At 72.3% G+C, this 25,504-nt stretch carries 22 protein-coding genes; 9 read left to right on the top strand and 13 right to left on the bottom strand.

What is annotated here, in order from left to right:
• Positions 1-57 precede the first annotated feature (57 nt).
• From PSH03_RS17265 to PSH03_RS17235, 7 genes are all read left to right on the top strand, one after another.
• On the top strand, positions 58-585 hold the full coding sequence (locus PSH03_RS17265) for a hypothetical protein (protein ID WP_238689756.1): 528 nt from the start codon (positions 58-60) through the stop codon (positions 583-585).
• Positions 582-1,019 (top strand): ferritin-like domain-containing protein, encoded by a 438-nt coding sequence (locus PSH03_RS17260; RefSeq protein ID WP_210784721.1) that lies wholly within the window; start codon positions 582-584, stop codon positions 1,017-1,019. The genes PSH03_RS17265 and PSH03_RS17260 overlap by 4 nt, the downstream gene beginning before the upstream one ends.
• A gap of 53 nt (positions 1,020-1,072) precedes the next feature.
• Positions 1,073-1,675 (top strand): PadR family transcriptional regulator, encoded by a 603-nt coding sequence (locus tag PSH03_RS17255; protein ID WP_210784720.1) that lies wholly within the window; start codon positions 1,073-1,075, stop codon positions 1,673-1,675.
• Positions 1,672-2,406, top strand: coding sequence for an ABC transporter ATP-binding protein (locus tag PSH03_RS17250; protein WP_238689755.1), 735 nt, complete (start codon positions 1,672-1,674; stop codon positions 2,404-2,406). Before PSH03_RS17255 ends, PSH03_RS17250 begins: the two co-directional genes overlap by 4 nt.
• Positions 2,403-5,180 (top strand): FtsX-like permease family protein, encoded by a 2,778-nt coding sequence (locus tag PSH03_RS17245; protein ID WP_238689754.1) that lies wholly within the window; start codon positions 2,403-2,405, stop codon positions 5,178-5,180. Before PSH03_RS17250 ends, PSH03_RS17245 begins: the two co-directional genes overlap by 4 nt.
• Positions 5,181-5,254: 74 nt before the next feature.
• Entirely contained in the window at positions 5,255-5,755 is a 501-nt protein-coding gene (locus PSH03_RS17240; protein WP_210784717.1) for a nitroreductase/quinone reductase family protein, read from the top strand.
• A 92-nt stretch (positions 5,756-5,847) separates the two neighbouring features.
• Positions 5,848-6,585 (top strand): nucleotidyltransferase domain-containing protein, encoded by a 738-nt coding sequence (locus PSH03_RS17235; RefSeq protein ID WP_210784716.1) that lies wholly within the window; start codon positions 5,848-5,850, stop codon positions 6,583-6,585.
• 6 nt (positions 6,586-6,591) lie between these two features.
• Here PSH03_RS17235 and PSH03_RS17230 read toward each other — a convergent pair whose 3' ends face one another.
• Complete coding sequence (locus tag PSH03_RS17230; RefSeq protein ID WP_210784715.1) at positions 6,592-7,305, bottom strand: VIT1/CCC1 transporter family protein; 714 nt, start codon at positions 7,303-7,305, stop codon at positions 6,592-6,594.
• A 55-nt stretch (positions 7,306-7,360) separates the two neighbouring features.
• The gene (gene map / locus PSH03_RS17225; protein WP_112586528.1) at positions 7,361-8,218 is read right to left on the bottom strand and encodes a type I methionyl aminopeptidase; all 858 of its coding nucleotides are present in this window, start codon (positions 8,216-8,218) and stop codon (positions 7,361-7,363) included.
• A 95-nt stretch (positions 8,219-8,313) separates the two neighbouring features.
• Here map and PSH03_RS17220 point away from each other — a divergent pair, with 95 nt between their 5' ends.
• The gene (locus tag PSH03_RS17220; RefSeq protein WP_210784714.1) at positions 8,314-8,628 is read left to right on the top strand and encodes an STAS domain-containing protein; all 315 of its coding nucleotides are present in this window, start codon (positions 8,314-8,316) and stop codon (positions 8,626-8,628) included.
• 26 nt (positions 8,629-8,654) lie between these two features.
• Here the strand turns inward: PSH03_RS17220 and PSH03_RS17215 are convergent, their stop codons facing one another.
• The 6 genes from PSH03_RS17215 to PSH03_RS17190 form a co-directional block, all read right to left on the bottom strand.
• Entirely contained in the window at positions 8,655-12,314 is a 3,660-nt protein-coding gene (locus PSH03_RS17215; protein ID WP_238689753.1) for a SpoIIE family protein phosphatase, read from the bottom strand.
• A gap of 193 nt (positions 12,315-12,507) precedes the next feature.
• Entirely contained in the window at positions 12,508-13,059 is a 552-nt protein-coding gene (locus tag PSH03_RS17210) for a pyridoxamine 5'-phosphate oxidase family protein (protein WP_238689752.1), read from the bottom strand.
• A 47-nt stretch (positions 13,060-13,106) separates the two neighbouring features.
• Positions 13,107-13,805 (bottom strand): gamma-glutamyl-gamma-aminobutyrate hydrolase family protein, encoded by a 699-nt coding sequence (locus PSH03_RS17205; RefSeq protein ID WP_238689751.1) that lies wholly within the window; start codon positions 13,803-13,805, stop codon positions 13,107-13,109.
• The gene (locus PSH03_RS17200) at positions 13,802-14,569 is read right to left on the bottom strand and encodes a 3-oxoacyl-ACP reductase (protein WP_210784710.1); all 768 of its coding nucleotides are present in this window, start codon (positions 14,567-14,569) and stop codon (positions 13,802-13,804) included. The genes PSH03_RS17205 and PSH03_RS17200 overlap by 4 nt, the downstream gene beginning before the upstream one ends.
• 5 nt (positions 14,570-14,574) lie before the next feature.
• Entirely contained in the window at positions 14,575-15,921 is a 1,347-nt protein-coding gene (locus PSH03_RS17195) for an aldehyde dehydrogenase family protein (RefSeq protein WP_247669629.1), read from the bottom strand.
• Positions 15,922-15,954: 33 nt separating this feature from the next.
• Positions 15,955-17,319 (bottom strand): glutamine synthetase family protein, encoded by a 1,365-nt coding sequence (locus PSH03_RS17190; RefSeq protein WP_305076087.1) that lies wholly within the window; start codon positions 17,317-17,319, stop codon positions 15,955-15,957.
• A gap of 90 nt (positions 17,320-17,409) precedes the next feature.
• Between PSH03_RS17190 and PSH03_RS17185 the strand changes: the two genes are divergently transcribed.
• Positions 17,410-18,555: a PQQ-dependent sugar dehydrogenase gene (locus tag PSH03_RS17185; RefSeq protein WP_238689750.1), complete on the top strand. Its 1,146-nt coding sequence runs from the start codon at positions 17,410-17,412 to the stop codon at positions 18,553-18,555.
• 18 nt (positions 18,556-18,573) lie between these two features.
• Here the strand turns inward: PSH03_RS17185 and PSH03_RS17180 are convergent, their stop codons facing one another.
• The 5 genes from PSH03_RS17180 to pcaF all read right to left on the bottom strand — a co-directional run bounded on the left by PSH03_RS17180 (position 18,574) and on the right by pcaF (position 25,409).
• Positions 18,574-20,160 (bottom strand): amino acid permease, encoded by a 1,587-nt coding sequence (locus PSH03_RS17180; protein ID WP_238689749.1) that lies wholly within the window; start codon positions 20,158-20,160, stop codon positions 18,574-18,576.
• Positions 20,161-20,512: 352 nt separating this feature from the next.
• Positions 20,513-21,013: a DUF456 domain-containing protein gene (locus PSH03_RS17175; RefSeq protein ID WP_112638544.1), complete on the bottom strand. Its 501-nt coding sequence runs from the start codon at positions 21,011-21,013 to the stop codon at positions 20,513-20,515.
• A 46-nt stretch (positions 21,014-21,059) separates the two neighbouring features.
• Positions 21,060-23,276 (bottom strand): putative bifunctional diguanylate cyclase/phosphodiesterase, encoded by a 2,217-nt coding sequence (locus tag PSH03_RS17170; RefSeq protein WP_210784706.1) that lies wholly within the window; start codon positions 23,274-23,276, stop codon positions 21,060-21,062.
• Between the two features lie 4 nt (positions 23,277-23,280).
• A complete protein-coding gene (locus tag PSH03_RS17165) occupies positions 23,281-24,093 on the bottom strand; it encodes an SAM-dependent methyltransferase (protein WP_210784705.1) in 813 nt (270 codons plus the stop codon).
• A gap of 110 nt (positions 24,094-24,203) precedes the next feature.
• Positions 24,204-25,409: a 3-oxoadipyl-CoA thiolase gene (pcaF, locus tag PSH03_RS17160; RefSeq protein ID WP_210784704.1), complete on the bottom strand. Its 1,206-nt coding sequence runs from the start codon at positions 25,407-25,409 to the stop codon at positions 24,204-24,206.
• Positions 25,410-25,504 lie beyond the last annotated feature (95 nt).

The following is a 25,504-nucleotide window of genomic DNA, read 5'->3' as shown; positions in this document are numbered from 1 at the left end:
CTGCCCGGCGGCGGACCGGGCGGCGCACCGACGCCGGTGACCCCCGGAGCGGCACGGATGGTGTTGACTTGGCCGGTGGGGATCGGCAGAACGACACAGCGCGACCAATCATCCGGACATTCCCGGCGAAAGCTCCTGAGTACCGGAGCGCTGTTGGTGCTCGGCGGTGCCGTGACGCCGCTGACCGGCTGTGATCTTTTCGACCGCGACGACCAACCAGCCCCACCGCCCGACCCGCTGCGGCCGATGGTGGACGAGTCACTCGCGCTGGCCGCCGCGTACCGGGCGAGCGCGACCGCCCATCCCGAGCTCGCCGACCGGCTCAACCCGATCGCCGAGACGCACACCACGCACGCCACCGAGCTGGCCCGGGTGATCGGCGTGACGCTGCCGTCGGCGGCCTCCGCCGCCCCGACCACCGCCCCGGCCGCCGATCCCAACGGCGCGCGCGCCGCCCTGCGGGCGCTGGAGAAGACCGCCCAGCAGTCCGCCACCGCCGCCTGCGCCGCGGCGCCAGCGGAGCGGGCGGCACTGCTCGGGTCGATCGTCGCCGCCCGGGCAACTCACCAGGAGGCACTGAAGTGAGGCAGCCGTCCGCCGGGGAGGCACTCGCCTCCGCCCTGTCCGCCGAGTACGCGGCCATCTACGCCTACGGCCGGATCGGTGTCCGGCTCAACGGAGCGGCACGGGACGCGGCACGCCAGGCGGAGGCCGCGCATCGACGCCGGCGCGACGCGCTGGTGGTGCAGCTCACCACGGCCGGCGGCGTCGTCCCGCCGGACCGCGCCGGGTACGCCCTGCCGTTCCCGGTCACCGACCGGGCCAGCGCCCTGCGACTCGCCGCCGAGGTGGAGGAGCGCACGGCCGCGCACTGGCGGGCCGCCCTGGTGTCCACCACCGGCGCCGACCGGGACCAGGCGCTGGCCGCCCTGGTCGACTACGCCGTGCGGGCCACCCGGTGGCGGAAGACTGCCGGGCTGACCCCGCTGACTGTCCCGTTTCCCGGTCGGCCGACCTGAGCCGGTTCCACTCCGGTTGCGGTACGCATACCAGGTATGCATACTCCGTTGCCATGTCCATCCGTCACGGGTTGCTCGCCCTGCTCGAACGCGGCCAGATGTACGGCTACCAGCTGCGCGCCGCGTTCGAGGAGTCGACCGGCTCGACCTGGCCGCTGAACATCGGGCAGGTCTACACCACGCTGTCCCGGCTGGAACGGGACGGTCTGGTGCGCCCGCTGCCGGAGAGCGAGGCCGGGCAGCGCCCGTACGAGATCACCGACGCCGGGCGGGCGGACCTGGCGCTGTGGTTCGCCACCCCGATCAGCCGTACCGACCGCCCCCGCGACGAGCTGGCGATCAAGCTGGCGCTGGCCCTCACCACCCCCGGGGTCGACGTCCGGTCCGTGGTGCAGGCCCAACGCAGCGCGACGATGCGGGCCCTCCAGGAGTTGACCCGGTTGAAGTACGGCAGCAACCGGCCGGAGGACCTTCCCTGGCGTCTCGTGCTGGACTCGATGGTGTTCCAGGCCGAGGCCGAGGTGCGCTGGTTGGACCACTGCGAGACCAGTCTGGTCCGGCACCAACCCAGCGGCCCGGCGCCTCCCCCTCCCCGACCCGATGACGCCGACGCTCGGGACGCGGCTCGATGGGCCGGCGAGGAGGCAAGACGGTGAGCGGATCGGACGACGCGGTGCTGGAGCTACGCGCCGTCCACCGCACCCACGGCGCCGGGCCTGCGGCGGTACACGCGCTGCGCGGCGTCAGCCTGGTCGTCCGGCCCGGCGAGCTGGTCGCCGTGATGGGGCCGTCCGGCTCCGGCAAATCGACACTGCTGGCTCTCGCCGGTGGGTTGGACCGTCCGACCGGCGGCGAGGTCCGGGTCGAGGGGCAACCGCTGGGGGCCCTGGACCGCCGCGGGTTGGCCCAGCTGCGCCGCCGTCGGATCGGCTACATCTTCCAGCAGCTCAATCTGCTGGGCAGTCTGAGCGCACTGGAGAACGTGGCGCTCCCACTGGAACTCGACGGGACCAGCGGACGTCGGGCCCGCGCACTGGCCGTGGCCGCGCTCACCGAGGTGGGCCTACCGGCGTTGGGTGACCGTTTCCCGGACCAGCTCTCCGGCGGGCAGCAGCAGCGGGTGGCGATCGCCCGCGCGCTGGTGGGCGAACGCCGGCTGGTCCTCGCCGACGAGCCCACCGGGGCGTTGGACTCCCAGACCGGTGAGGCGGTGCTGCACCTGCTGCGCCGCCGGATCGACGCGGGCGCCGCCGGAGTGCTGGTCACCCACGAGGCGCGGCACGCCGGCTGGGCCGACCGGGTGGTGTTCCTCCGCGACGGCGTGCTGGTCGACACGACGGCACCGCTGGGCAGTGTCGAGCAGCTGCTGTCCGGCAGCGAGCGGTGACCATCCGCCGTCCGACGCGGGCCCGCGGTCGGGCCGACACCGTGACGCCGCGGCCGGTCGCCCAGCCTGCCCCGGTCGGCCGGCGGCGGTTCGCCGAGCTGACCGGCTCCTGGCGGGCGGCGCTGCGGATCGCCCGGCGGGAGTCACGCCGCTCCCGGCGGCGGACCGCCCTGGTGCTCGCGATGATCGCTTTGCCGGTGGCGGCGCTGGCCTTCCTGGCGGCGAGCTACGACATGGCCGAGCTGACCCCACAGGAACGCGTCGACCGCAGGCTCGGCGTGGCCGACGCGCAGTTGCAGTGGATCGCCAATACCCCGGTGGCGCAGGACGAGTGGGGTGAGGGCTGGTACACCCGCGAGGGCGAGCTTCCCGCGAAGGTGACCGCGGCCCAGCTGACCGCACTGCTCGGGCCGGGCAGCCGGGTCACCGAGGTGCGTCCGCACATCCCGCTGACCCTGCGCGGCCCGCACCGCGACGAGGTCGTGAACGGTCGGGTGCTGGACCTCACCGATCCGCTGGCCCGTGGGCTGGTGCGGTTCCGGGCCGGCCGGGCGCCGCAGCAACCCGGTGAGGTCGCGGTCAGTCCGAGGGCGCTGCGTCGCCTGGACCTGCGCCTCGGCCACGCCGTGGCCGCCGCCGACGGCAGCAGGGCGTACACAGTGGTGGGTGTGGTCGAGTTTCCCGACGACCTCGGACCGGTGGTGGCGCTGCACCCGGGAGCCGTGCCATCGACCGGTCCGGAGCCGGACGGAGTCTGGCTGGCGGACGTGCCGGGCACCGTCGACGCGGCGCTGGTGTCCCGGCTCAACGACAGTGGGGTGGTGGTCACCGCGCGGCACCGGATCGGCTCGGCGACCGGAGCGGACCGGACCTGGCTCGGGTCGGTCATGGGGGACAACCCGAACGATCTGAGCACCGGCGTCCTGATCGCCGGCCTCGGGCTGCTGGAGGTCGTCCTGCTGGTCGGGCCGGCCTTCGCGGTCGGAGTCCGTCGCCGTCGACGGGATCTGGCGCTGGTAGCGGTGGCGGGCGGGGACGCCGCCCAGCTTCGCCGGGTGGTGCTGGCCGACGGTGTGGTGCTGGGTGTGCTGGGGGCCGCCGCCGGCCTGCTGGTCGGCGTCGGCGCGGCGTTCGCCGGTCGCCCGCTCATGGAGCAGTACGTCTTCAGCGCCCGCTTCGGCGGCTACCGCTGCTGGCCGAGCGCGCTGGTCCTGCTCGGTGGCGTCGCGGTGCTGGCCGGGGTGCTCGCCGCGCTGGCACCGGCCTGGACCGCCGCCCGGCAGGACGTCAGCGCCGGGCTCGCCGGACGACGCACCCCGGCGAAATCCCCGGGCCGGTGGTTGGCTCTCGGACTGGCGCTGGTGGTCGGCGGGGCGGGGCTGGCGGCATTCGGGGCCACCCGGACTTCCCCAGCGGTGGTTCTCACCGGGCTGATCCTCGGCGAGTTGGGCCTGGTCTGCTGCACGCCCACGCTGCTCGGGGCACTCGCCCGCCTCGGCCGGGTGTTGCCGCTGGCACCACGGATCGCGTTGCGCGATGCCAGCCGCAACCGGGCCGCCGCGGCACCGGCCATCTGCGCCGTGATGGCCGCCGTGGCCAGCAGCGTCGCCCTCGGCGGATACCTGGCCAGCGACGGCGCCCGCGAGGCGCGCGCCTACCGGCCGGCGCTGCCGACCGGCCATGTCTTGGTCAACCCGGTCGGTTCGGCCGGGCAGCCCACGCTGGCCCAGATCACCGACGCGGCCCGCAACCAGCTCGGGGTCGGCGCTGTCGCCCCGGTGCAGACACCGAGCTGCGGGGCGGGCCGCACCGGCTACTGCGACATCGCACCGGTGCTCCCACTGACCCGGGCCTGCCCCTGGCAGCCCGACGCTCAACTTCCCGCGGCGCAGCGCCAGCAGGCCCGCGCCGATCCCCGCTGCCAGATCCGCGAGGCGGACTACTTCGGCGGCTACGTGGAACCCGGAGTCGACGACGGAACCGCACTCCCCCTGCTCACCGGCGTGGACCCGGCGACGACAGCAGCCGCCACGGCCGTGCTGCGCGCCGGTGGCGTGGTGGTGACCGACCCGCGCTACCTGCACGACGGCCTGGTGACCGTCCGGGTCAGCGAGGTGGAGGCCGGGCCGGACCGGCCGGTCACCGTCCACGACCTTCCGGGGTACGCGCTGCCCCGGGCGACCGGCCAGTCCCGTCTGCTGCTGTCCACCGCCGCCGCCCGGCAACTCGACCTGAGCTGGTCTCAGACCGGCTGGGTGATCGGCACCACCACCCCGCCCGACGAGGAGCAACAGGCACGGTTCGCCGCCGCCCTGCGGCCATTCGGGACGCTCGCACTGAGCGTGGAGAACGGCGGCGCCCCACGCGACGTCTCACCCCTGCTCCTGCTGCTCGCGGCGGCGGCCGGGTTGATCACCGTGGGCGCGGCCGGGATCGCCACCGCGCTCGCCGCCGCCGAGGGACGCGCCGAGCTGACCACCCTCGCGGCTGTCGGCGCGGCCCCGGCGCTACGTCGGCTGCTGGCGATCTGCCAGGCCGGGGTCATCGCCGGTCTCGGTTCGGTGCTCGGCATCGTGGCCGGCCTCGGCACCGCCGCGATCGTGCTGGTCTCGGTGAACCGGCAGTACGCCAATGACTGGCCGGTATCCGATCCGTACCCCTTTCTGGTGCCGTGGCCCGCGCTCGGGGTCCTGGTGCTGGTGCCGGTGGTGGCGATGCTCGGGGCGGGCCTGTTCACCCGGGCCCGACTGCCTATCGAACGACGGCTCGACTGACCGATCCGCCGGGCGACCGAAACGGGACCGCGCGGGGGTGCCGCCGGGGCCGGGCAGCCGGCAGACTGACCGGCGTGTCAGTGCTCAGGAATGTCGTCCGTCGGGCCGGTCATCATCGCTGGTTCGGCGCCACCGTGCGCCTGCTGGTTCCGGCCGATCGGGTGGTTGGTCGACTCACCAGGGGCCGGGTGGTCGCGCTCGGCCTGCTCCCCTCCCTGCTGATCACCACAACGGGCCGCCGCTCCGGCAGGCCCCGCAGCAATCCGCTGCTCTACGTGCCCGACGGCGACGCGTACGTGGTGATCGGCTCCAACTGGGGCCAGACCCACCACCCCGGCTGGGCGATGAACCTGCTCGCCGATCCCGCCGCCGAGGTGGACGTGAAGGGCCGGCGGGTCGCGGTGCGGGCCGAGCGGGCCTCCGGCGCCGAACGGGACCGGTTGTGGCAGCTGCTGGTCACCGCGTGGCCCGCTTACCACACGTACGTGCAGCGGGCCGGTGGCCGGGAGATCCACATTTTCCGGCTGGCCCCGACCGGGCGCGGCGCGCCCGAAGCTCCGCCGTCGGCTGGCTAGGCTGACGCTCGGTAGTTAAGGCGAGGTGGTCCCGTGAGCGCCAGGAGTGAGCCGGGGTTGCGAGCCCCGCAGCCGCGAACAAAGGCGGTCCCGTGAGCGCCAGGAGTGAGCCGGCCGGTGTCGACCGGGGCCTCGACGATCGACGGTGGACGGTCGCGGAACGGGTCGCCGAGGCGGTCCGACGGCGTTTCGCGGCGGATGCGCTCGTAATCGCTGTGCACGGGCCTCTGGCGCACGGGGACGACGACGGCGGCGGAGACCGCGAGGCCGGAATGCTGGTGGTCACCTATCGACCCGGGACGGGCCCGCCGCCGGCGACCCGGCGGGTGGACGGGGTGCTCGTCGATCTGACAGTGGCCGCCGCCGAGGACTACCTGGCCCAGGCCCGGGTGCTCTCCCCGCTCTGGCCGCTGACCGCCGACCGGTACGTCACCACGCAGGCGTTGCACGATCCGACGGGCTGGTTGCGGACGCTGCGCGACGAGCATCTCGGCCGGTTGGCTCGGGCCCGGCCGGCGGAGTTCAGCACCGCTGCCCGCCAGGCGTGGTACCGGGGCAGCGCGGCGCACTCCCGGGCGGCCCGGCTCGCCGAGTGGTACGAGACCGATCAAGCTCTGTTGATGCTCGGTGAGGCCCGGCTGGCGGCGGCCACGGTGACCGGTCTGCTGAGTCGCACCTACTTCCGTGACCCGGGGGACGCGGTGCGGCGCACCGGGTTGGCCGGCGCGGACATGACCGAGGTGGGTGTGGTGCTGGCCCGGCAGGCCGAGGAGTTGGCCGCCCGTGGTCGTGCCGTCGACGGCACGATCGACGAGCTGCTCAGCACCTGAGGCGGGTCACAGCCCGCCCGGTACGCCGATCAGCGAGCCGATCAGGTAGGTGGCGCCGGCCGCGGCGGCGCCCAGCAGCAGCTGGCGCAGCCCACTGGTCCACCAGGGACGGCGGGTGAACCTGGCCACCACGGCACCGGCGGCGAACAGCCCGAGCCCGCCGACGGCGAGCGCCAGCCACAGTTCGGTGGCGCCGAGCAGGTACGGCAGCAGCGGAACCAGCGCGCCGACCGAGAAGAACAGGAACGACGAGATCGCCGCCGCCCACGGGCTGGGCTGGTCGTCGGGGTCGACGCCCAGTTCCTCGCGGACATGCACCCGCAGTGCCTCCTCCGGGTCGCGCCGCACCGCCTCGGCGACCTGGGTGGCGAGGTCCCGGGGCAGGCCCCGGGCCACCCACGCGTCGGCCAGCTCCCGGGCCTCCGCCTCGGGGTGCCGTTCCAGTTCCCGTCGCTCCTTGGCCACCTCGGCGGCGACCTGCTCGTTGGCGGAACGCACGCTGGTGTACTCGCCGAGGCCCATGGAGATGGCACCGGCGACGAGGCCGGCGCTGCCGGTGAGCACGATGCTGCGGGGCGACACCCCGCCGCCGCCGACGCCGGCGATCAGGGCGATGTTGGTGACCAGGCCGTCCATCGCGCCGAAGACGGCCGGGCGCAGCCAGCCGCCGGAGACGTCCGCGTGGTGCGCCTCGCGCAGCGCCGCTGGGGTGTCGGTCACGGCGCCTGCCCTTCGTTCGCGACTGCGGGACTCCGCTTCGCTGCGTTCCTCGCGCTCACGGAAGGGTCAGGATCTCGTGGCCGTCGTCGGTCACCACGATGGTGTGCTCGAACTGAGCCGTCCACTTCCGGTCCTTGGTGACCACGGTCCACCCGTCGTCCCACATGTCGTACTGGTAGGTGCCGAGGGTGATCATCGGCTCGATGGTGAACGTCATGCCGGGCTCCATGATGTCCGTGGGGCGCGGGCTGTCGTAGTGCGGCACGTAGAGGCCACTGTGGAAGGCCTCGCCGATGCCGTGGCCGGTGAAGTCGCGGACCACGCCGTAGCCGAACCGCTTGGCGTACGACTCGATGACGCGGCCCACCACGTTGATCTGGCGTCCCGGGGCGACGGCGCGGATGCCGCGCATCATCGCCTCGTGGGTCCGCTCGACCAGCAGCCGGGCCTCTTCGCTGACCTCGCCGACGCAGAAGGTGGCGTCGGTGTCACCGTGCACCCCACCGATGTACGCGGTCACGTCGACGTTGATGATGTCGCCGTCGGTCAGGACCGTGGTGTCCGGGATGCCATGGCAGATGACCTCGTTGAGGCTGGTGCAGCAGGACTTCGGGAAGCCCTTGTAGCCCAGCGTCGACGGGTACGCGCCGTGGTCGCAGAGGAACTCGTGCACCACCTTGTCGATCTCGTCGGTGGTCACGCCGGGCTTGCAGTGCTCGCCGGCGAGCTGGGTCGCCTGGGCGGCGAGCCGGCTGGCGAGCCGCATCTTCTCGATGGTCTCCGGCGTCTGCACGTGCGAGCCACGCCACTCCCGCGGGCGCGCCTTGCCCACGTACTCCGGTCGGGCGATCTGGGGTGGCACCGGTCGCATCGGGGAGAGCGTGCCTGGTGTCAGCGGCGGACGGACGGTCATGCCGCAAGCCTATCGCCGGGGCCGCTGGTGACCCGCGCCACGGCCACCCGGTGGAGGTTGTTGCCCTGCCAGGGTGGCTGTGCCATGGTGTCAACGTGGATCAAGGGGGAGCACCGCCCGTCTTCTCCGCCAGCGCCGAGATCGACGGTGACCACCTCCACGTCGTGGTGGCCGGCGAGGTCGACATGGCGACCGCGGACACGATGCTCCAGACGGCACTGCGCGAGCCCGCCGAAAAGATGACTCTGGACCTGAGCGCTGTCACCTTCTTCGACTCGGCAGCCATCCACGCCCTGGTCCGGCTCGCCCGGGAGTTTCCGGGGCGACTCACCGTTCGCCCGTCCCGGCAGGTCCGTCGGGTGCTGGAGATCTCCGGCCTCGGCGAGCAGGGCTGGCTCGACCCGGCCTAGGCGCCCGGCCGCAGCCGGGCGCGCCGTCAGTCCTGCAACTGCCGGCGCAGCGTCACCTCGGTGCCCTCAGCGGTGCGCCGTACCGACAGTTCGCCGAGCGCTCTGATCAGGTCCAGGCCGCGGCCCCGGAAGCCGGAGCCGGTCGACTCCCGCCACTGCCCGCTGTCGCGCACCGTGGCCGTCACCGTCCGATCCTCGATGGCCACCTCCACACTGATCATGGCTTCGGCGGGGTGGACCGGGTGCTCGATGGCGTTGGCGGCGGCCTCGGAGACGGCGACGGTCAGGTCGAACAGGTCGGTCTCGCCGACGGAGTGCGCGACGAGGAAGTCCTCCAGCCGCTTTCGGAGCACGCTGAGCCGGGTCGGGTCCGCCGGTAGCCGCAGCGCGAAGCGGTTCAGCTCCGCCGCCTCCAGGGCGAGAACCGCCACGTCGTCGCGGCGCGGCCGTCCGGTGACCCGTTCCACGACGGCGTCGATCAGGTCCACCACGTGCTCACTCGGGGTGGCCGCGTCGATGCGCAACTGGGCCAGTGAGGCATCGATGCCGAGCTGACGGTCCTCGATCAGCCCGTCGGTGTAGAGCAGCAGTCGAGTGCCGGCCGGCAACTCGCCCTCGGCCGACTCGTACGTCGCGTTGGGGAGGGCGCCGACCGGTGGACCGAGCGCCCGGTCGTGCAGGAACGCCACGTCGCCTCCCGTGATCAACAGTGGGGACGGGTGACCGGCGCTCGCATACCGCAGCCGACCGGTGCGGGGGTTGAACAGCAGGCAGACCACAGTCGCGAAGGAGCGGCCCTCGGTGGAGCCGACCAGCCGGTTGAGCCGGGTCAGCGACTCACCCGGATCGAAGCCCTCCAGCACGTACGCCCGCAGCGCGTTGCGCAGCTGCCCCATCGCCGCGGCGGCCCGGACGCCCTTGCCGACCACGTCGCCGATGACCAGCACCAACTCGTCGCCGTTCAACGCGATCGCGTCGTACCAGTCGCCGCCGACCTCGACGTCGGCGCTGCCGGGCAGGTAACGGCTGGCCACCACGGCGCCGGGCAGTTGGGGCAGCGACCGGGGCAGCAGGCTGTGCTGCAGCGTGGTGGCGATGCGGTGTTCGGCTTCGTAGAGCTGGGCGTTCTCCAGTCGCACCCCGACGAGCCGGGCCAGCTGGGTCAACGCGGCGTCGTCGGCCTGCGCCTCGTCGCCGGCCGCCCGCCAGACCTGCAGCTCACCGAGCTGCTTTCCGGTGGTGCCGGTCAGGTCGGCCACGAAGGACGGGTCGGCGGCGGTGCTGCCGCCACCGTCCGCCTCGAAGCGCGCCTCGGCCGCGGTGACCACCACCCGGGCGGCCTCGGCGAGACTCAACGCGTGCCGGGCGGCGACCTGGAGCACGTCGGCGGTGGACCGGGCGGTGTTCACCGCCACCGCCGCGTCGGCCAGCGCCCGGAGCCGGCGGATGATCTGCCCGCGCAGCTGGCCCAGCTCGACGTTGGCCCGGACCCGGGCGATCAGCTCCTGCGCGGAGAACGGCTTGGTGAGGTAGTCGTCGGCGCCGACGGCGAGACCGGCGACGGCCTCCGCGGAGCCGGCGCGGGCGGAGAGCAGCACGATCGGCACATGCCGGGTACGCGGGTCCGAGCGCAGCGCGCTCACCAGCCCGAACCCGTCCAGCCGGGGCATCATCACGTCGGTGAGAACCAGGTCGAACCCGCCCTCGCGGGCCAGCGGCAGGGCATCGAGCCCGTCGTTCGCGGTGACCACGTCCCAGGTCGGGGAGAGCAGCCGACTGACGTGTTCCTGCAGGTCGGCGTTGTCGTCGACGACCAGGATCCGGCCAGCCGAGGTGCCCTTCACCGGCTGCCGGTCGAGCTCGGGTGTCGACGCGACACCGGCCCACAGCGCGGTCTCCGCCACGAAGAGCCGGGCCTGCTCGGGCTCACCCACTGGCAGTGGGTCGAACGCCGCCACCCGGTCCGCCGGCAGGTGCGCCGAGCCGAACGGGACGGTAACCGTGAACGTGCTGCCCACGTCCACCTTGCTGGTCAACCCGACCTCACCGCCGTGCATCTCGACAAGTTCCCGGACCAACGCGAGGCCGATGCCGGTGCCCTCGTGGGTGCGTGCCCGCACCCCGGGGACCCGGTGGAACCGTTCGAAGACGTGCGGCAGCTCGTCCGGCACGATGCCGACGCCGGTGTCCGTCACCTCCAGCCGGGCCGCGCCCTCGACGGCCCGGATCCGCACCCGGATCTCGCCGTCGAAGGTGAACTTGACCGCGTTCGACACCAGGTTGAGGACGATCTTCTCCCACATGTCCCGGTCGACGAAGACCGGCGTCGGCAGCGGCGGACAATCCACCACCAGTCGCAGGCCGGCCCGGTCGGTGGCCGAGCGGAAGGTGCTGGCCAGGCGGGCGGTGTAACCGGCGAGGTCGGTGGGCTGGTAGCGGGCGGCGAGCCGACCGGACTCCAGTCGGGAGAAGTCCAGCACGGTGTTGACCAGCTTGAGCAGGCGCAGCGCGTTGCGGTGCATCATGGTGAGCCGGTCGGTTTCGGTGGCGGGCAGCTCCGGGTCGGCCAGCATGTCCTCCAGCGGACCGAGCACCAGGGTCAGCGGGGTGCGGAACTCGTGGCTGACGTTGGCGAAGAAGTTGGTCTTCGCCCGGTCCAGCGCGGCCAACTCGGCGGCGCGGGCCCGTTCCTGCTCGTACGCCCGCTGGGTGCCGACCGCCCGGGAGATCTGGGCGGCGACCAGGCCGAGGAAGTCGCGGTAGTCGTCGCCGAGCGGCAGCTGACGGGCCACGCCGACGACCAGCGCGCCGACCGTCTGGTTGGTCGCCGTGAGCGGCAGCACGAGGGCCTGGTCGGCGGCGTCGACCGGCGACGCGTCGAGCAGTGCGGCCACCTCGATCGTGGCGGGCGCGTCATCGGCGCTCAGCCGGGCCAACAAATGCGCTGTGACATCGGCGGCGGGCGGGGTGGTGCCGGTGCAGCCGGCCAGGGTGAGCTGGTCGTTGTCGTCAGCCAGATAGATCAGGGCGAACGGCACGTCGGGCCGGTGCCGGCCGAGCACCCCGGCGGCGGTGCGACCCAGTTGCGTGGCGCTGCCGATGTCGCTCAGCTCGGCACCCAGCTCGGACAGCGCTCGCAGCCGACGCTCGCCGAGCACCCGCCCGGTGGTCTCGCTGACGATGCAGTAGACGCCACTGACCGAGCCGTCGTCCCCCCGGATCGGGTCGTACGAGACGTTGAAGTAGGTCTGCTCGACGAAGCCGTAACGGTCCAGCAGAAAGGGATGGTCCTCGCCCCGGTAGGAGCGGCCGGTGCTCCGGACGCTGTCGAGCAGCGGGCCGAGCACCGCCCAGGTCTCCGCCCAGCTCAAGCGGGCCGGTCGGCCGATCACGTCCGGGTGTTTGCCGCCGATGGTCGGCCGGTAGGCGTCGTTGTAGAAGGCCAACTGCTCGTCGCCCCAGAACATGACGATCGGCGCGCTGGAGGCGAGCATCATGCCGACAGCGTTGGAGAGCGCCGGGGGCCACTGACCGGGCTCACCCAGCGGGCCGGAGGACCAGTCGAAGGAAGCCAGCCGCTCGCCCATCTCGCCGCCGGCCGCGAACGCGGCCGCCAGCATCGGCGGGGTCTCGCGACCGGACAGGGTGGGATGCCCGATGTCCGCGCCCCCCTGGGCCGAGCTCATGCAGCCTCCCGCTCCGGCCGTACCCCTCGACCGTTGATCTTCACCCGCCGTGCTCCGACTTGTACCCCAGCGGACCGGCAACGTAACGCATCACGACAGATGGACGCTGGTTACGTACGCGTGAGCCGTCGGGCACCGGACAGTGCTGGTGGACGGCGGCGCCGAACGGCGGTGGCCGGAACGCTCTGAGGAGTCAGAAGACCGGCAGCCCGTCGATGCTTGCCGCGTTCTTGGTGGCCCGGTAGGTGACCAGATCATCGGCACTGCGGCGGGAGTGTGAGGTGAGTAACAGATCACGTTCGGCCCGGAAGTCCATCAGTGGCACCGCGTATCCGCAGGAGTCACTGACCCGCTCCACCTCGACAGTGATGACCGCCCGGACGGCGTGCACGTCCGGCGGCGCGGGAAACTCGCCGAGCCGAGCGGCGAAGGCGTCGTCGGTGACCGCGACGCTGCTGCCCCGACCATGCAACCGGACGATCTTCGGCGGGCCGTCGAAGGCACAGAACATCAGCGTGATCCGGCCGTTGTCCCGCAGGTGGGCGATGGTCTCCGCCCCACTGCCGTGATAGTCGAGGTAGGCCACCCGGTGCGGGCCGAGGATCACGAACGTGCCCCGCATGCCCTTCGGTGACACGTTGACGTGCCCCTCGACCCCGGACGGGGCGGTCGCCACGAAGAAGAGCGGCTGGGCCACGATGAAGTCACGCAGTCGAGCATCGATCTCCGGATAAACCTTGCCCATGCGCCGATCCTGCCACCGATGCCATCCAGGGGCGGGGGCGATCCCAGTCACACCCGCCGGCCGGCGGCCTGCACCAACGCCGTGATCGGGGCGGGATCCGACTCGTTCTCCGGATGCCACTGCACCCCGAGCACGAACGGCAGGGCCGGGTCCTCCACCGCCTCGACCACACCGTCTCCCGCCCAACCGGTCACCGTGAGCCGGCCCGGATCGGCGACCGCCTGGTGGTGGTACGAGTTGACCTGATCGACCCCGGCCAGCACCGAGGCGGCCAGGCTGCCCGGCGCGAACCGCACCGCGTGCGCCCCGTACACGCCGGGCGCGGGGCGGTGCGCCTGGTGACCCACCACGTCAGGCAGGTGCTGGTGCAGAGTGCCGCCGTACGCGACAGCGAGCAACTGCATCCCCCGACACACACCCAGCACCGGCACCTCGGCGGCGAGCGCGGCGGCCAACACTGTCAACTCGCCGGCGTCCCGGTCCGGCCGGTCCTCGGTACGGGGGTCGGGCGGCTGGCCGTACCGCACCGGGCCGACGTCCGCGCCACCGGCCAACAGCAACCCGTCGAGGACTGCCACCACGTCCGCGTCCACGTCGTCCGGCGGCAGCACCACCGCCCGGCCACCCGCGGCTGCCACCGCCCGCGAGTACGCCTCCGGCACCAGCACCGCCCGCACACCCCGCCAGACCGCCCAGTCGGCGGGTTCGACGTACGCGCTGACCCCGATCAGCGGCCTCCTCCTCATAGAGGAGTGACGTAGGCGCCCGTGATGCCACCGTCGACAACGAACTGCGCGGCGGTCATGAACGAGGCGTCGTCGCTGGCCAGGAACGCCACCGCGGCGGCGATCTCCTCCGGTTGCCCGAAGCGTCCCATCGGCACGTGCACCAGCCGACGGGCGGCCCGCTCCGGGTCGGCGGCGAAGAGTTCCAGCAGCAACGGGGTGGCCACCGGGCCGGGACAGAGGGCGTTGACCCGGATGCCCTCACGGGCGAACTGCACACCCAACTCCCGGGTCATCGCCAGCACCCCGCCCTTGCTCGCGGTGTACGCGATCTGCGACGTGGCCGCACCCATCAACGCCACGAACGAGGCCGTGTTGATGATCGAGCCCTTGCCCTGCCGACGCATGTGTGGAATGGCGTACTTGCAGCACAGGTAGACGCTCGTGGTGTTGACCCGCAACACCCGCTCCCACGCGTCCAGGCCGGTGTCCAGGATGGAGTCGTCGTCGGGCGGTGAGATGCCGGCGTTGTTGAACGCGATGTCCACCCGGCCGTGCCGGTCGGCCACCCCGTCGAACAGGTCGCGTACCGCCGACTCGTCGGCCACGTCGGTGGCCACGAACTCGCCGCCGCACTCCTCGGCGGCCCTCGTGCCGGCCGCCGCGTCGATGTCCACGCAGACCACCCGGGCCCCCTCGGCGGCGAACCGCCGCACGGTGGCCAATCCGATGCCACTGCCCGCTCCGGTGACCACTGCCACCCGGTCCTGCAACCGACCCTGCACTGGCGTCACTCCTCCGTCGCGATGAACACGTTCTTGACGTCCGTGAAGGAGTGCAACGCGTCCGGGCCCAGCTCACGGCCGAGCCCGGAGCGCTTCATTCCGCCGAACGGGGTCCAGTAGCGCACCGAGGAGTGCGAGTTGACGCTGAGGTTGCCCGAGTCGACGGCGCGGGCCAGGCGCAGGGCCCGACCCACGTCGCGGGTCCAGATCGAGCCGGAGAGGCCGTACTCGGTGTCGTTGGCGAGCCGGACCGCGTCCGCCTCGTCGTCGAACGGCAGCACCGAGACCACCGGGCCGAAGATCTCCTCCCGCCAGTGCCGGTCGGCCGGCGAGTCGGCCAGCAGCACAGTGGGCGCGTGCCAGAACCCGGGGCCGTCGGGGCAGGAGCCGGTGAAGGCGACAGTCGCCCCGGCGAGGTAACCGGCTACCCGGTCCCGTTGGGCGGCGGAGATCAGCGGGCCCATCTCGGCGGTGTCGTGGGACGGGTCCTCGACGCGCACCGCGCGTACCGCCGGTTCGAGCAGTTCCAGGAACCGGTCGTACACCGAGCGCTGGACCAGGATCCGCGACCGCGCGCAGCAGTCCTGGCCGGCGTTGTCGAAGACCGCGCCCGGCGCGGTCGCGGCGGCGCGTTCCAGGTCGGCGTCGGCGAACACGATGTTCGCGCTCTTGCCGCCCAACTCCAGGGTGAGTCGCTTCACCTGGGCGGCGCAGCCGGCCATGATCCGGGTGCCGACCTCGGTGGAGCCGGTGAAGCAGATCTTGCGGACCGCCGGGTGGCTGACGAACCGTTCCCCCACCACCGAACCCTCGCCCGGGATGACGGTGAAGACGCCGTCGGGCAGGCCCGCCTCGCGGGCCAACTCGGCCAGGCGCAGCGCGGTGAGCGGGGTCAACTCGGCGGGCTTGAGCACCACTGTGTTGCCGGCGGCGAGCGCCGGGGCGAACCCCCAGGCGGCGATGGGCATCGGGAAGTTCCAGGGCACGATCACGCCGACCACACCGAGTGGCTCGTGGAAGGTGACGTCCAACCCGCCGGGCACCGGGATCTGCCGCCCGGTCAACCGTTCGGGCGCGCCGGCGTAGTAGTCCAGGACGTCGCGGACGTTGCTCGCCTCCCACCGGGCGTTGCCGACGGTGTGCCCGGCGTTGCGCACCTCCAGCGCTGCCAACTCGTCCAGCTGCGCGTCGACGACGGCGGCGAACCGCCGCAGCAACCGCGCCCGGTCCCCCGCCCCCACGAGACGCCAGGTCGCAAAGGCCGTGGCGGCGGCGGCGATCGCCGCGTCCACGTCCTCGATCGAGGCCGCCGCAACCTCCCGAAAACCCACCCCGCGAGCCGGGTCAACCAAGACCGTCACACCGCCACCCCCATCCTCACGTGGTCAGAGGCGTTCGAAGCCACGGGTCAGCTCCCAGTCGGTCACCGCGGCGTCGAAGGCGGCCAGCTCGACCCTCGCCTGGTTGGCGTAGTGGGCCACCACCTCGGGGCCGAACGCGTCCCGGGCCACAGTGGAGTTCTCCCAGAGGGCCAGGGCGTCGCGCAGGGTGCCGGGGACCCGCTCGGCCTCCGGGTCGTCGTACGCGTTGCCGGTGCACTCCGCGCCCAACTCCAACTCGCCCTCGATGCCGTGCAGCGCCCCGGCGACCAGCCCGGCGATCGCCAGGTACGGGTTGACGTCGGCGCCGGGCACCCGGTTCTCCACGCGCATGCCCTGCCCGTGCCCGACCACCCGCAGCGCGCAGGTGCGGTTGTCGACACCCCACCGCAGCGCGGTCGGGGCGAACGATCCTGGCTGGTAGCGCTTGTAGGAGTTGATGTTCGGGGCGAAGAGCAGGCTGAACTCCCGCATGGTGCCCAGCAGCCCGGCGAGCACCCGCTGCCCGGTCTGCGACAGGTGCGCCGGTCCGTCGCCGAGCATCGCCGACGAGCCGGAGGAGTCCCGCAGCGAGAAGTGGATGTGGCAGGAGTTGCCCTCCCGCTCGTTCGGCTTGGCCATGAAGGTGATCGCCATCCCCTCCTGGGCGGCGATCTCCTTGGCGCCGTTCTTGTAGATCACGTGGTGGTCGGCGCAGGCCACCGCCTCGTCGTACCGGAAGGCGATCTCGTGTTGCCCGAGGTTGCACTCGCCCTTGACGCTCTCCGGGGTGAGCCCGGCGCCGGCCATCTCGACGCGGATGCGGCGCAGCAGCGGCTCCACCCGGGCGGTGCCGAGCAGCGAGTAGTCGACGTTGTACTGGTTGGCCGGGGTGAGGTCGCGGTAGCCGCGCTGCCAGGCGTCCTCGTACGAGTCGCGGAACAGCACGAACTCCAACTCGGTGCCGGCGTACGCGGTCAGCCCGTGCTCGGCCAGCCGGTCGAGCTGCCGGCGCAGGATCTGCCGGGGCGAGGCCACCACGTCACCCGAGCCGTCGAGCCAGGTCAGGTCGGCCAGCAGCAGTGCGGAGCCGGGCTGCCAGGGCACCCGGCGCAACGTGGCGAAGTCCGGCACCATCGCGAAGTCGCCGTAGCCGCGTTCCCAGCTCGACATCGCGTACCCGTCGACGGTGTTCATGTCGACGTCCACGGCGAGCAGGTAGTTGCAGCCCTCGCTGCCGTGCTCGGCCACCTGATCGAGGAAGAACGGCGCGTGAAACCGTTTGCCCTGCAAGCGGCCCTGCATGTCGACCAGGGCCAGCACCACCGTGTCGATCTCACCGGCTTCGACGGCGACCCGCAACTCTTCCAGCGAAAACGGCGTTCTGCTCATCAGGGGGCCTCCATCACCAAGGTCTACTGGCAATCCGGATCACCGTCAATGCCCCCGGCCCGGTCGGCGGCAAACCCGCGAGGAGCTGTCATGCGTCTTCGAGCAGTCCTGGCCGTCGCCGTCCTCGTCACCGGAGGGCTGGGCACGGTGACGGCCGAGGCGGAGGCGCAGCCAACGCCTGGTCCGGTCATCGCACTGGGTGCCGGCGGTTTCGACTTCGCCGACCCGGAGGTCGTCGCGACGGGTCTCGACGTCCCCTGGGGGCTCGACTTCCTCCCCGACGGCAGCGCCCTCGTGGCGCAGCGCGACCTGGGCACCGTGGTGCGGATACGACCAGGGCAGCCTCCCGTGCAGGTCGCCCGGATCCCCGGGGTGGTCGCCGGCGGCGAGGCGGGGTTGCTCGGTCTGGCCGTCTCCCCCCGCTACTGGCTGGACAGGTGGGTGTACGTCTGCTTCACCACCGCCTCCGACATCCGGATCACGCGGTTCCGGCTCAGCACGCCGCAGGCCCAGCAGGTGATCCTCAGCGGGCTCACGCGGGCGTCGGTGCACGACGGTGGGCGGATCGCCTTCGGCCCGGACGGGCTGCTGTACGCCGGCATCGGTGACGCCGGTGTCGCCTCCAACGCGCAGAACCTGGCCAGCCGCAACGGCAAGATCCTGCGGATCCGGCCGAACGGCGGCATCCCGGCGGACAACCCGTTCCCCGGCTCGCCGGTCTACAGCTACGGGCACCGCAACGTGCAGGGGCTGGCCTGGGACCCGCGCGGTCGCCTGTTCGCCACCGAGTTCGGTCAAGCCACCTGGGACGAGGTCAACGTCATCGTCCGGGGCGGCAACTACGGCTGGCCGATCGTGGAGGGCCCGAGCAGCGACCCCCGGTTCCGTGCCCCGGTGGTCGTCTGGCCGCCGGCGCAGGCGTCGCCGAGTGGTGCCGCCTTCACCAACGGCACCCTGTTCGTCGCCGCTCTGCGAGGAACCCGGCTCTGGACCGTGCCGGTGAGGGCCTCCGGACAGGTTGGCACCCCGGTCGCCGAACTCGTGGGCGCCTACGGCCGCCTTCGTACCGTCGTCGCAGCCCCGGACGGCTCGCTCTGGGTGGCCACCAGCAACCGCGACGCCAATGGCACGCCGGCGCCGGCGGACGACCGCATCCTGCGGTTCACGACCGGCGAGCGGCAGCCGCCGCCCGCCGGCCGCGCCGGATCCCACGCCGTTGACGCCGCGCAGCCCTGACCCACTGTGGGGCACCGGTCATTCCGACCCGTCGACCGCCGCCGACCGTCGTTCGTCCGCGGGTTCCTCGACGGTACGAACCGGGCCGGTGAACCACTTGCGGGCCGAGGCGTACCACCAGACGGCGACCACCAGTAGCACCCCGCCGACGGCGAGCGGCGCGTAGTTCACCGCCGACCAGGTGAACCCGTCGTTGCCGGGCACCCCGGCGGGCACGATCGGCAGCACGAAGTAGACGGCGATGATCGCGATCTCGATCACCGCGATCCAGCCGAGCAGCTTGTACTTGCGCCCCAGCGTCCACGGCCCGGGGACGAACCGGTCGCCCATCCGCAGTCGGAGCGCGATCGGGATGAGGAACGACAGGTAGAGCCCGAGCACCGCGACGGAGACGACAGCGTAGAAGGCGATGGGGATACCGGCCGAGCTCTCGTACAGCGCCGGCAGGGTCAGCACCAGGCCGGCCGCCGTGGCACCGATGATCGCGTTGACCGGGGTGCCGTTGCGGTCGACAGTCGACCACAGCCGCCATCCGGGTACGGCACGGTCCCGGCTGAACGCGTACGCCATCCGGCTCATCGAGGTCACGCAGCTCATGCCGCAGAAGAACTGCCCGATGGTCGAGATGATGATGACGATCTTGAAGAAGACCGGGGTCAGCGCCGACTCGAAGATGGCGCCGGAGAAGCCGCCCGCGGCGTTTACCGCCTCGACGTCGGTGGCCGCGAAGAGAAACGCCAGCAGCAGGATCCAGCCGCCGACCGCCGAGTAGAAGATCGACTGCCAGAGTCCGCGGGCCGCGGCCTGCGAGGCGCCCCGGGTCTCCTCGGAGACGTGCGCGCAGGCGTCGAAGCCGGTGATCGTGTACTGGGTCAGCAGGAAGCCCAGCGGCAGCACGTAGAACCAGAACGTCAGCCCGCCGATGTCCCCGTCACCGAAGCCGGAGTTGTTGAACCGCTCGGTGAACACGAACTGGAAGCTCTGGTGGTTGTCGGGCACGAAGACCAGGATGGCGACCACGACGGCCGCGCCGGCCACGTGCCACCAGACCGAGACGTTCTGGAGTACGTCGATGATCCGGTGCCCGAAGATGTTGATCAGCCCGTGCAGCACCAGGATGATCACGAAGAGGACGAACGCCTGACGCAGCGTCCCGGCCCAGCCGTCGAAGAGCGCCGACAGGGTGAGGTTGAGGAACGTCGCACAGCCGTAGTCCACCGAGGCGGTGACCGCCACCAGACCGATCAGGTTCAGCCAGCCGGTGAACCAGCCGTGCACCGGGCGGCCCATGGTGGCCGCCCACCAGTAGATCCCACCCGCGGTCGGGTACGCCGACACCAGCTCCGCCATGCAGAAGCCGATGATCAGGATGAACAGCGAGATCAGCGGCCAGCCCCAGGAGATGGCGACTGGCCCGCCGTTGTTCCACGCCTGACCGAAGGTGGTGAAACAGCCGGCCAGGATCGAGATGATCGAGAAGGAGATGGCGAAGTTGGAGAAGCCGCTCCACTTGCGGCGCAACTCCTGTTTGTAGCCGAGTTCGGCGAGCCGCCTGGCGTCGTCGTCCATCGGTTGCTCGGCGGTCGGCACGGGCGTCGTGGCCACTGCACACCTCCCTGAGGTGGTTCCGCGTGCGAGTGGGCAAAGTGTCGACCCGGCCGATCAAGGCGGTCAATACGTAGTCGGTGGGAATCTCACCGCCGGCGGGCTAATTGCGTTGCCGACCGGCTGTCCCGGCCGGCATCCTGGACCAGTGACCAGGCCCGACATGGGCCCACCCCGGGCGCTCGGACCGCCCGACCCGGTGGCGCGGGGCACGCCTCTCTCTCACGTACGGCCACTCCGCCGTACCCGAAAAGTGCCCCGCGCCCCATTCCCCCTCGTGATCAAGAGGATTGCGTCAGATTTCCGGCAGTGCCTGACCGAAAGCTCTTGATCACCGCGGGAAAGGCGTGGGTCAGGTCAGGAGGAGGCCGGCTACCCAGAGGGCCGCGACCAGGAGGCCGGCCAGGAACTCCACCAGCATCGACAGGCCGGCGGCCTTCAGGGCCTGCACGGTGGACGGCCAGGCGAGCTGGTTACTGCCCAGCCGGAGCCGTTCGGCCGCCCACACCCCGGCGACGAAGCCGAGCACCAGGCCGACGACAGGCACCACGAAGAACCCGATGATGCCGAGCACCCCACCGGCGAGCAGCGTGGACGTCGGCACACCGGTGCGCTTCAGGTTCCGGCCCGGCCACGCGTACTTGATCACGGCGCCACCCCCGGCGACCAGGGTGGCGGCGGCGAACACCGCCCAGCCACCCAGACCGGCGCCACCGAAGACCGCCCAGAGCAGCACACCACCCCAGCACAGCGGCAGCGCCGGCAGACCGGGCACCACCACGCCGGCCAACCCGGCCAGGATGGCCAGCCCGGCCACCACTGTCACCGCCGTCTGCGAGTCCGTCAGGTCCACGCCGCCACCCTCCGTCGCCACCCTCCGGACCAGAACGGTCCCCCACTCACGCCAACGCTCCGCCGCGTAGCCGGGCGGTGATCACGTCGGCCGAGGCGGGCGCACCGAAGTATCGGCCCTGCCCGGTGTCGCAGCGCAGCGCCCGCAGCCGTTCCGCCTGCACGCCCGTCTCCACCGCCTCGGCCGTTACCCACAACTCCAGGGCGTGCGCCAACCGGACCAACGCGTCGACGATCCGTTCGTCGCGGTGGTCGGCCGCCACGTCGGTCCCGTCCGCGCGGATGCCCTCGACGAACGGACCGGCGAGCTTCAGGCAGTGGATCGGCAACCGGCGCAGGTACGCCAGGTTGGAATACCCGGTGCCGAAGTCGTCCACGGCCAGCCGGACGCCGAGCGCGGCGAGCCGGTGCAGGCTGCGCAGGGGTTCACCGGCACTGCCCATCACGGCGCTCTCGGTCAGCTCCAGTTGGAGCAGCTCCGCGGGCAGTCCGCTGGTCTGCAACGCGTCGGCGACGGTGTCCACGATGGCCGGCTCGTCGGCCTGCCGGGCGGCCAGGTTGACGCTGACCACCAGCCTGGCGTCGGGGAACTCCCGCCACCACCGTTCGGCGTCCTCGCAGGCCTGCCGCAGCACCCACTCGCCGAGCCGGACGATCAGGCCGGTCTCCTCGGCCAGGCCGATGAACCGGTCCGGCCCGATCAGGCCCAACTCCGGATGCTCCCAACGGACCAGCGCCTCCACCGCGAGCATGGTGCCCTCCAGCAGCGACACGATCGGTTGGTAGTGCAGCACGAACTCGCCCCGCTCCAGTGCGGCGGGCAGCCCGGCGACCAGCGCCGAGCGGGCGATGTCCCGGGCGCCGCGCTCGGGGTCGTAGACCGCCCACCGGCCCCGGCCCGCCGCCTTGGCCCAGTAGAGCGTGGTGTCCGCGGCCTTCATCAGCTCGGACGCTGTGGTCTCCGAGGCCGGGCACTGCACGATGCCCACACTGGCCGAGACGGCCAACTGGTGCTCACCGACGTGGACCGGGGCCGCGACGGCGGCCAGCGCGGCCTCCGCGACGGCGACCGGGTCGTCGGTGTCGTCCCCTCCGTCGACGAGGATCACGAACTCGTCGCCCCCCATCCGGGCGACCAGGTGGCCGTGGTCGGCCACGCACGCGGCCAGCCGCCGGCCGATCATCACGAGCAGCCGGTCACCGAGGTCGTGGCCGAGACTGTCGTTGATCGCCTTGAAGCCGTCCAGGTCGAGGAAGCACACCCCGACGCGCTGCCCGGCGTCCGCGGTGTCGAGCACCCGCCCCAACGTCTCGAAGAACAGCGTCCGGTTGGGCAGCCCGGTCAGCGGGTCGTGCAGCGCCTGGAAGCGCAGCCGCTGCTGGAGTTCGTACCGCTCGGTGATGTCCTCGATCATCGCGACGGTGAATCGCGGCCGGCCATCGTGTCGGATCAGCGAGACGGCGAGATCCGTCCAGACCACTGTGCCGTCCTTGCGGTGGTAGCGCTTCTCCACCCGGGCGGCGTCGTGCTTTCCCTCGATCAGCTCCTGGTAGAGCTCCCACATCCCGGCGGCGTCGTCGGCGTGGAACAGCGCCGCCACGTTGATCTCGCGCAACTCCTCGATCGAGTAGCCGAGCATGTCGGCGAACGCCTGGTTGACGTCGATGATCCGACCGTCCACGCCGGCGATCCCGATCCCGATCGCGGCGCCGGTGAACACCGCCCGGAACCGTTCCTCGCTCTCGCGTAGCGCCTGCTCGACCTCGTCGCGCGCCTGCCAGGCCGACCGGGCGATCCGCTCCTGCTGGCTGAAGGTGCGGTCACGCAGCGCACGGGCGAACCCGGCGGCCAGCCCGCCCTGCACCGCCGCGATCCGTTCGGCGAGGTCGGCCGGCCGTTCACCGTCGCACAGCACCCGACGTCCGAAGGTCGCGCCGAGCGCGTGCAGCGTCCACTCCAGGGCCTGCGGCTCGGTGAGGTGCGCCTCCACCAGGGCCCGCCCGATCTCCTCGGCCGGGTGGGCGGTGAACGGCTCCGCCCGTACCGCCTGGGCCAGCCGGATCGTGTGCGCCAGCAGCAGCCGCTCGGTCTCGGCCACGCTGAGCGGCACGAAGCCGAGTCGGCGAACCGCGCGGGCCCAGTCGGCGGCGTACCCCTGGGCGTCCGCCCGACCGGCGACGACCCCGGCGGGGTCCCGGCCGGCATCGACCCCGGCGGGGTCCCGGCCGGCATCGACCCCGGCGGAGTCCGGGACGGCGGCCACGAGATCAGCCGGCGGGCTGGTCGTACCGGGCGACGCCCCCGAAGGCGCCGAACCGCTCCGGGTGCTCGTCCACCTCGGACGGTGAGTCCGGGCGCCAGAGCGGCATGTGCACCACGCCCGGTTCCAGGACGGTCCAGTCGCCGAAGAAGCCGGTGACCTGAGCGCGGGAGCGCAGGGTGATCTCGGTGGCGGTGCGGGCGGAGAGGCGCTGGGCGTCCAGCATCTCCTGTGGCTGGTCCTCGAAGGTGGAGTGGGAGACGACCAGGAAGCTGCCCGGCGCGGCCGCGGCCCGCAGGGTGGCCAGGATCGCCTCGGGCCCGTCGGCGTCCGGGATGAAGTGCACCACCCCGGCCAGCAGGATGCCCATCGGACGGCTGAAGTCGATCAGCCCGAGCTGTCGGGTCTCGGCGAGGATCCGCTCCGGCTCGCGCAGGTCGGCGTGGATGACACCGGTCAGCTCGTTGCCAGCCAGCAACTCCCGGCTGTGCGCGACCGCCACCGGGTCGATGTCGACGTACACCACGCGGGCCTTGGGGTTCACCCCCTGCGCCACCTCGTGCACGTTGCCCACGGTGGGAATTCCGGAGCCGATGTCGAGGAACTGGTCGATGCCGGCGTCGAGCAGCACCCGGACGGCCCGGCGCAGGAACTCCCGACCGGAGCGCATGGTGGCGGCGAGATTCGGGGTCATGCTGGCGATCTGCTCCGCCAACTGCCTGTCGATCTCGAAGTTGTGTGCCCCACCCAGAAAGTAGTCGTACACCCGGGCCGCGCTCGGCCTGGTCAGATCGATCTCGGTCGGCAGTCCGTCCGGCATCAGCGTGCTCCCCAGTTCATCGCCGCGGCGCGGGACGGCACCGGCGTCGGGGCGCGCAGCGGGCACGCGTGGGCACCGGTCGACCCGCGGGTCGTGTGGTGTGGACCACTCTAGGCGGCTGACTCCAGCAACAGCGAGATGCCTTGACCAACGCCGATGCACATGGTGGCCAGAGCCCGGCGGCCACCGCGACGGCGCAGCTCCAGGGCGGCGGTCAGCGCCAACCGCGCGCCGCTGGCACCGAGCGGGTGCCCCAGCGCGATGGCGCCACCGTTCGGGTTGACGTGGTCGGCGTCCACTGGCAGCCCCAGCTCGCGCAACACCGCCACGGACTGCGCGGCGAACGCCTCGTTCAACTCCACCACGTCCACCGCGCCCACCTCGACGCCGAGGCGGTCGAGCAGCTTGCGGGTGGCCGGCACCGGGCCGATCCCCATGATCCGGGGCGGCACACCGGCCGCCGCCGCGCCGACGATCCGGGCCAGCGGGGTCAGGCCGTACCGGGCGACCGCCGCCTCGCTGGCCACCAGCAACGCGACAGCGCCGTCGTTGACGCCCGAGGAGTTGCCGGCGGTCACCGTGCCGCCGTCGCGGAACGGGGTGGGCAGCGCGGCCAACTTCGCAAGCGAGGTCTCCCGGGGGTGCTCGTCGACCTCGACCAGGCGGGTCTCCCGACGACCGGCCGGCACTGACACCGCCACGATCTCCTCGGCGAACCGGCCGTCGGCCTGCGCCTTGGCCGCGCGCTGCTGCGACCGGTACGCGAAGGCGTCCTGCTCGGCCCGGCTCACGCCGTACTCGGCGGCCACGTTCTCCGCCGTCTCCGGCATCGAGTCGACCCCCCACCCGTCACGCATCAACGGGTTCACCAACCGCCAGCCCAGTGTGGTGTCGTACACCTCGGCCGAACGGGAGTACGCCGACGTGGCCTTCGGCATGACGAACGGCGCCCGGCTCATGCTCTCCACCCCGCCGGCGATCACCAGGTCCGCGTCCCCGGCGACGATGGACCGGGCGGCGGTGGCGAGCGCGTCCAGGCCCGAGCCGCAGAGCCGGTTGACGGTGCTGCCCGGCACCTCCTCGGGCAGGCCGGCCAGCAGCGCCGCCATCCGGGCCACGTTGCGGTTGTCCTCGCCGGCCTGGTTGGCGCAGCCGAGCACGACGTCGTCGACTCGCGCCCAGTCCACCGACGGGTGGCGGGCGACCAGTTCTCGGATCACGTGCGCGGCCAGGTCGTCGGGGCGGACGCCGGCCAGCGCGCCCGCGTACCGGCCGATCGGGGTGCGGACACCGGCCACCAGGTATGCCACGGTCATCGTGAGTCCTTAGGGGGTGCAGACGGCGGGGGTGGGGCACGCCCACCGGGTCACGAGGGCTGCCGGCCGCCAGGATATCCGCGCCGACAGCGGAT

Origin of the sequence: Micromonospora salmantinae (assembly GCF_022230905.1) — a bacterium.
Classification (GTDB): domain Bacteria; phylum Actinomycetota; class Actinomycetes; order Mycobacteriales; family Micromonosporaceae; genus Micromonospora; species Micromonospora salmantinae.
Note: the sequence above shows the minus strand (reverse complement) of the source record. Positions and strands in the feature narration are given on the sequence as shown.

Bases quoted from the DNA above. Each gene is read 5' to 3' on its own strand.
- PSH03_RS17265 (WP_238689756.1), top strand. From the start codon at position 58: ATGGTGTTGACTTGGCCGGTGGGGATCGGCAGAACGACACAGCGCGAC.
- PSH03_RS17255 (WP_210784720.1), top strand. From the start codon at position 1,073: ATGTCCATCCGTCACGGGTTGCTCGCCCTGCTCGAACGCGGCCAGATG.
- map (WP_112586528.1), bottom strand. From the start codon at position 8,218: ATGACCGTCCGTCCGCCGCTGACACCAGGCACGCTCTCCCCGATGCGA.
- PSH03_RS17215 (WP_238689753.1), bottom strand. From the start codon at position 12,314: ATGAGCTCGGCCCAGGGGGGCGCGGACATCGGGCATCCCACCCTGTCC.
- PSH03_RS17210 (WP_238689752.1), bottom strand. From the start codon at position 13,059: ATGGGCAAGGTTTATCCGGAGATCGATGCTCGACTGCGTGACTTCATC.
- PSH03_RS17205 (WP_238689751.1), bottom strand. From the start codon at position 13,805: ATGAGGAGGAGGCCGCTGATCGGGGTCAGCGCGTACGTCGAACCCGCC.
- PSH03_RS17190 (WP_305076087.1), bottom strand. From the start codon at position 17,319: ATGAGCAGAACGCCGTTTTCGCTGGAAGAGTTGCGGGTCGCCGTCGAA.
- PSH03_RS17185 (WP_238689750.1), top strand. From the start codon at position 17,410: ATGCGTCTTCGAGCAGTCCTGGCCGTCGCCGTCCTCGTCACCGGAGGG.
- PSH03_RS17165 (WP_210784705.1), bottom strand. From the start codon at position 24,093: ATGCCGGACGGACTGCCGACCGAGATCGATCTGACCAGGCCGAGCGCG.
- pcaF (WP_210784704.1), bottom strand. From the start codon at position 25,409: ATGACCGTGGCATACCTGGTGGCCGGTGTCCGCACCCCGATCGGCCGG.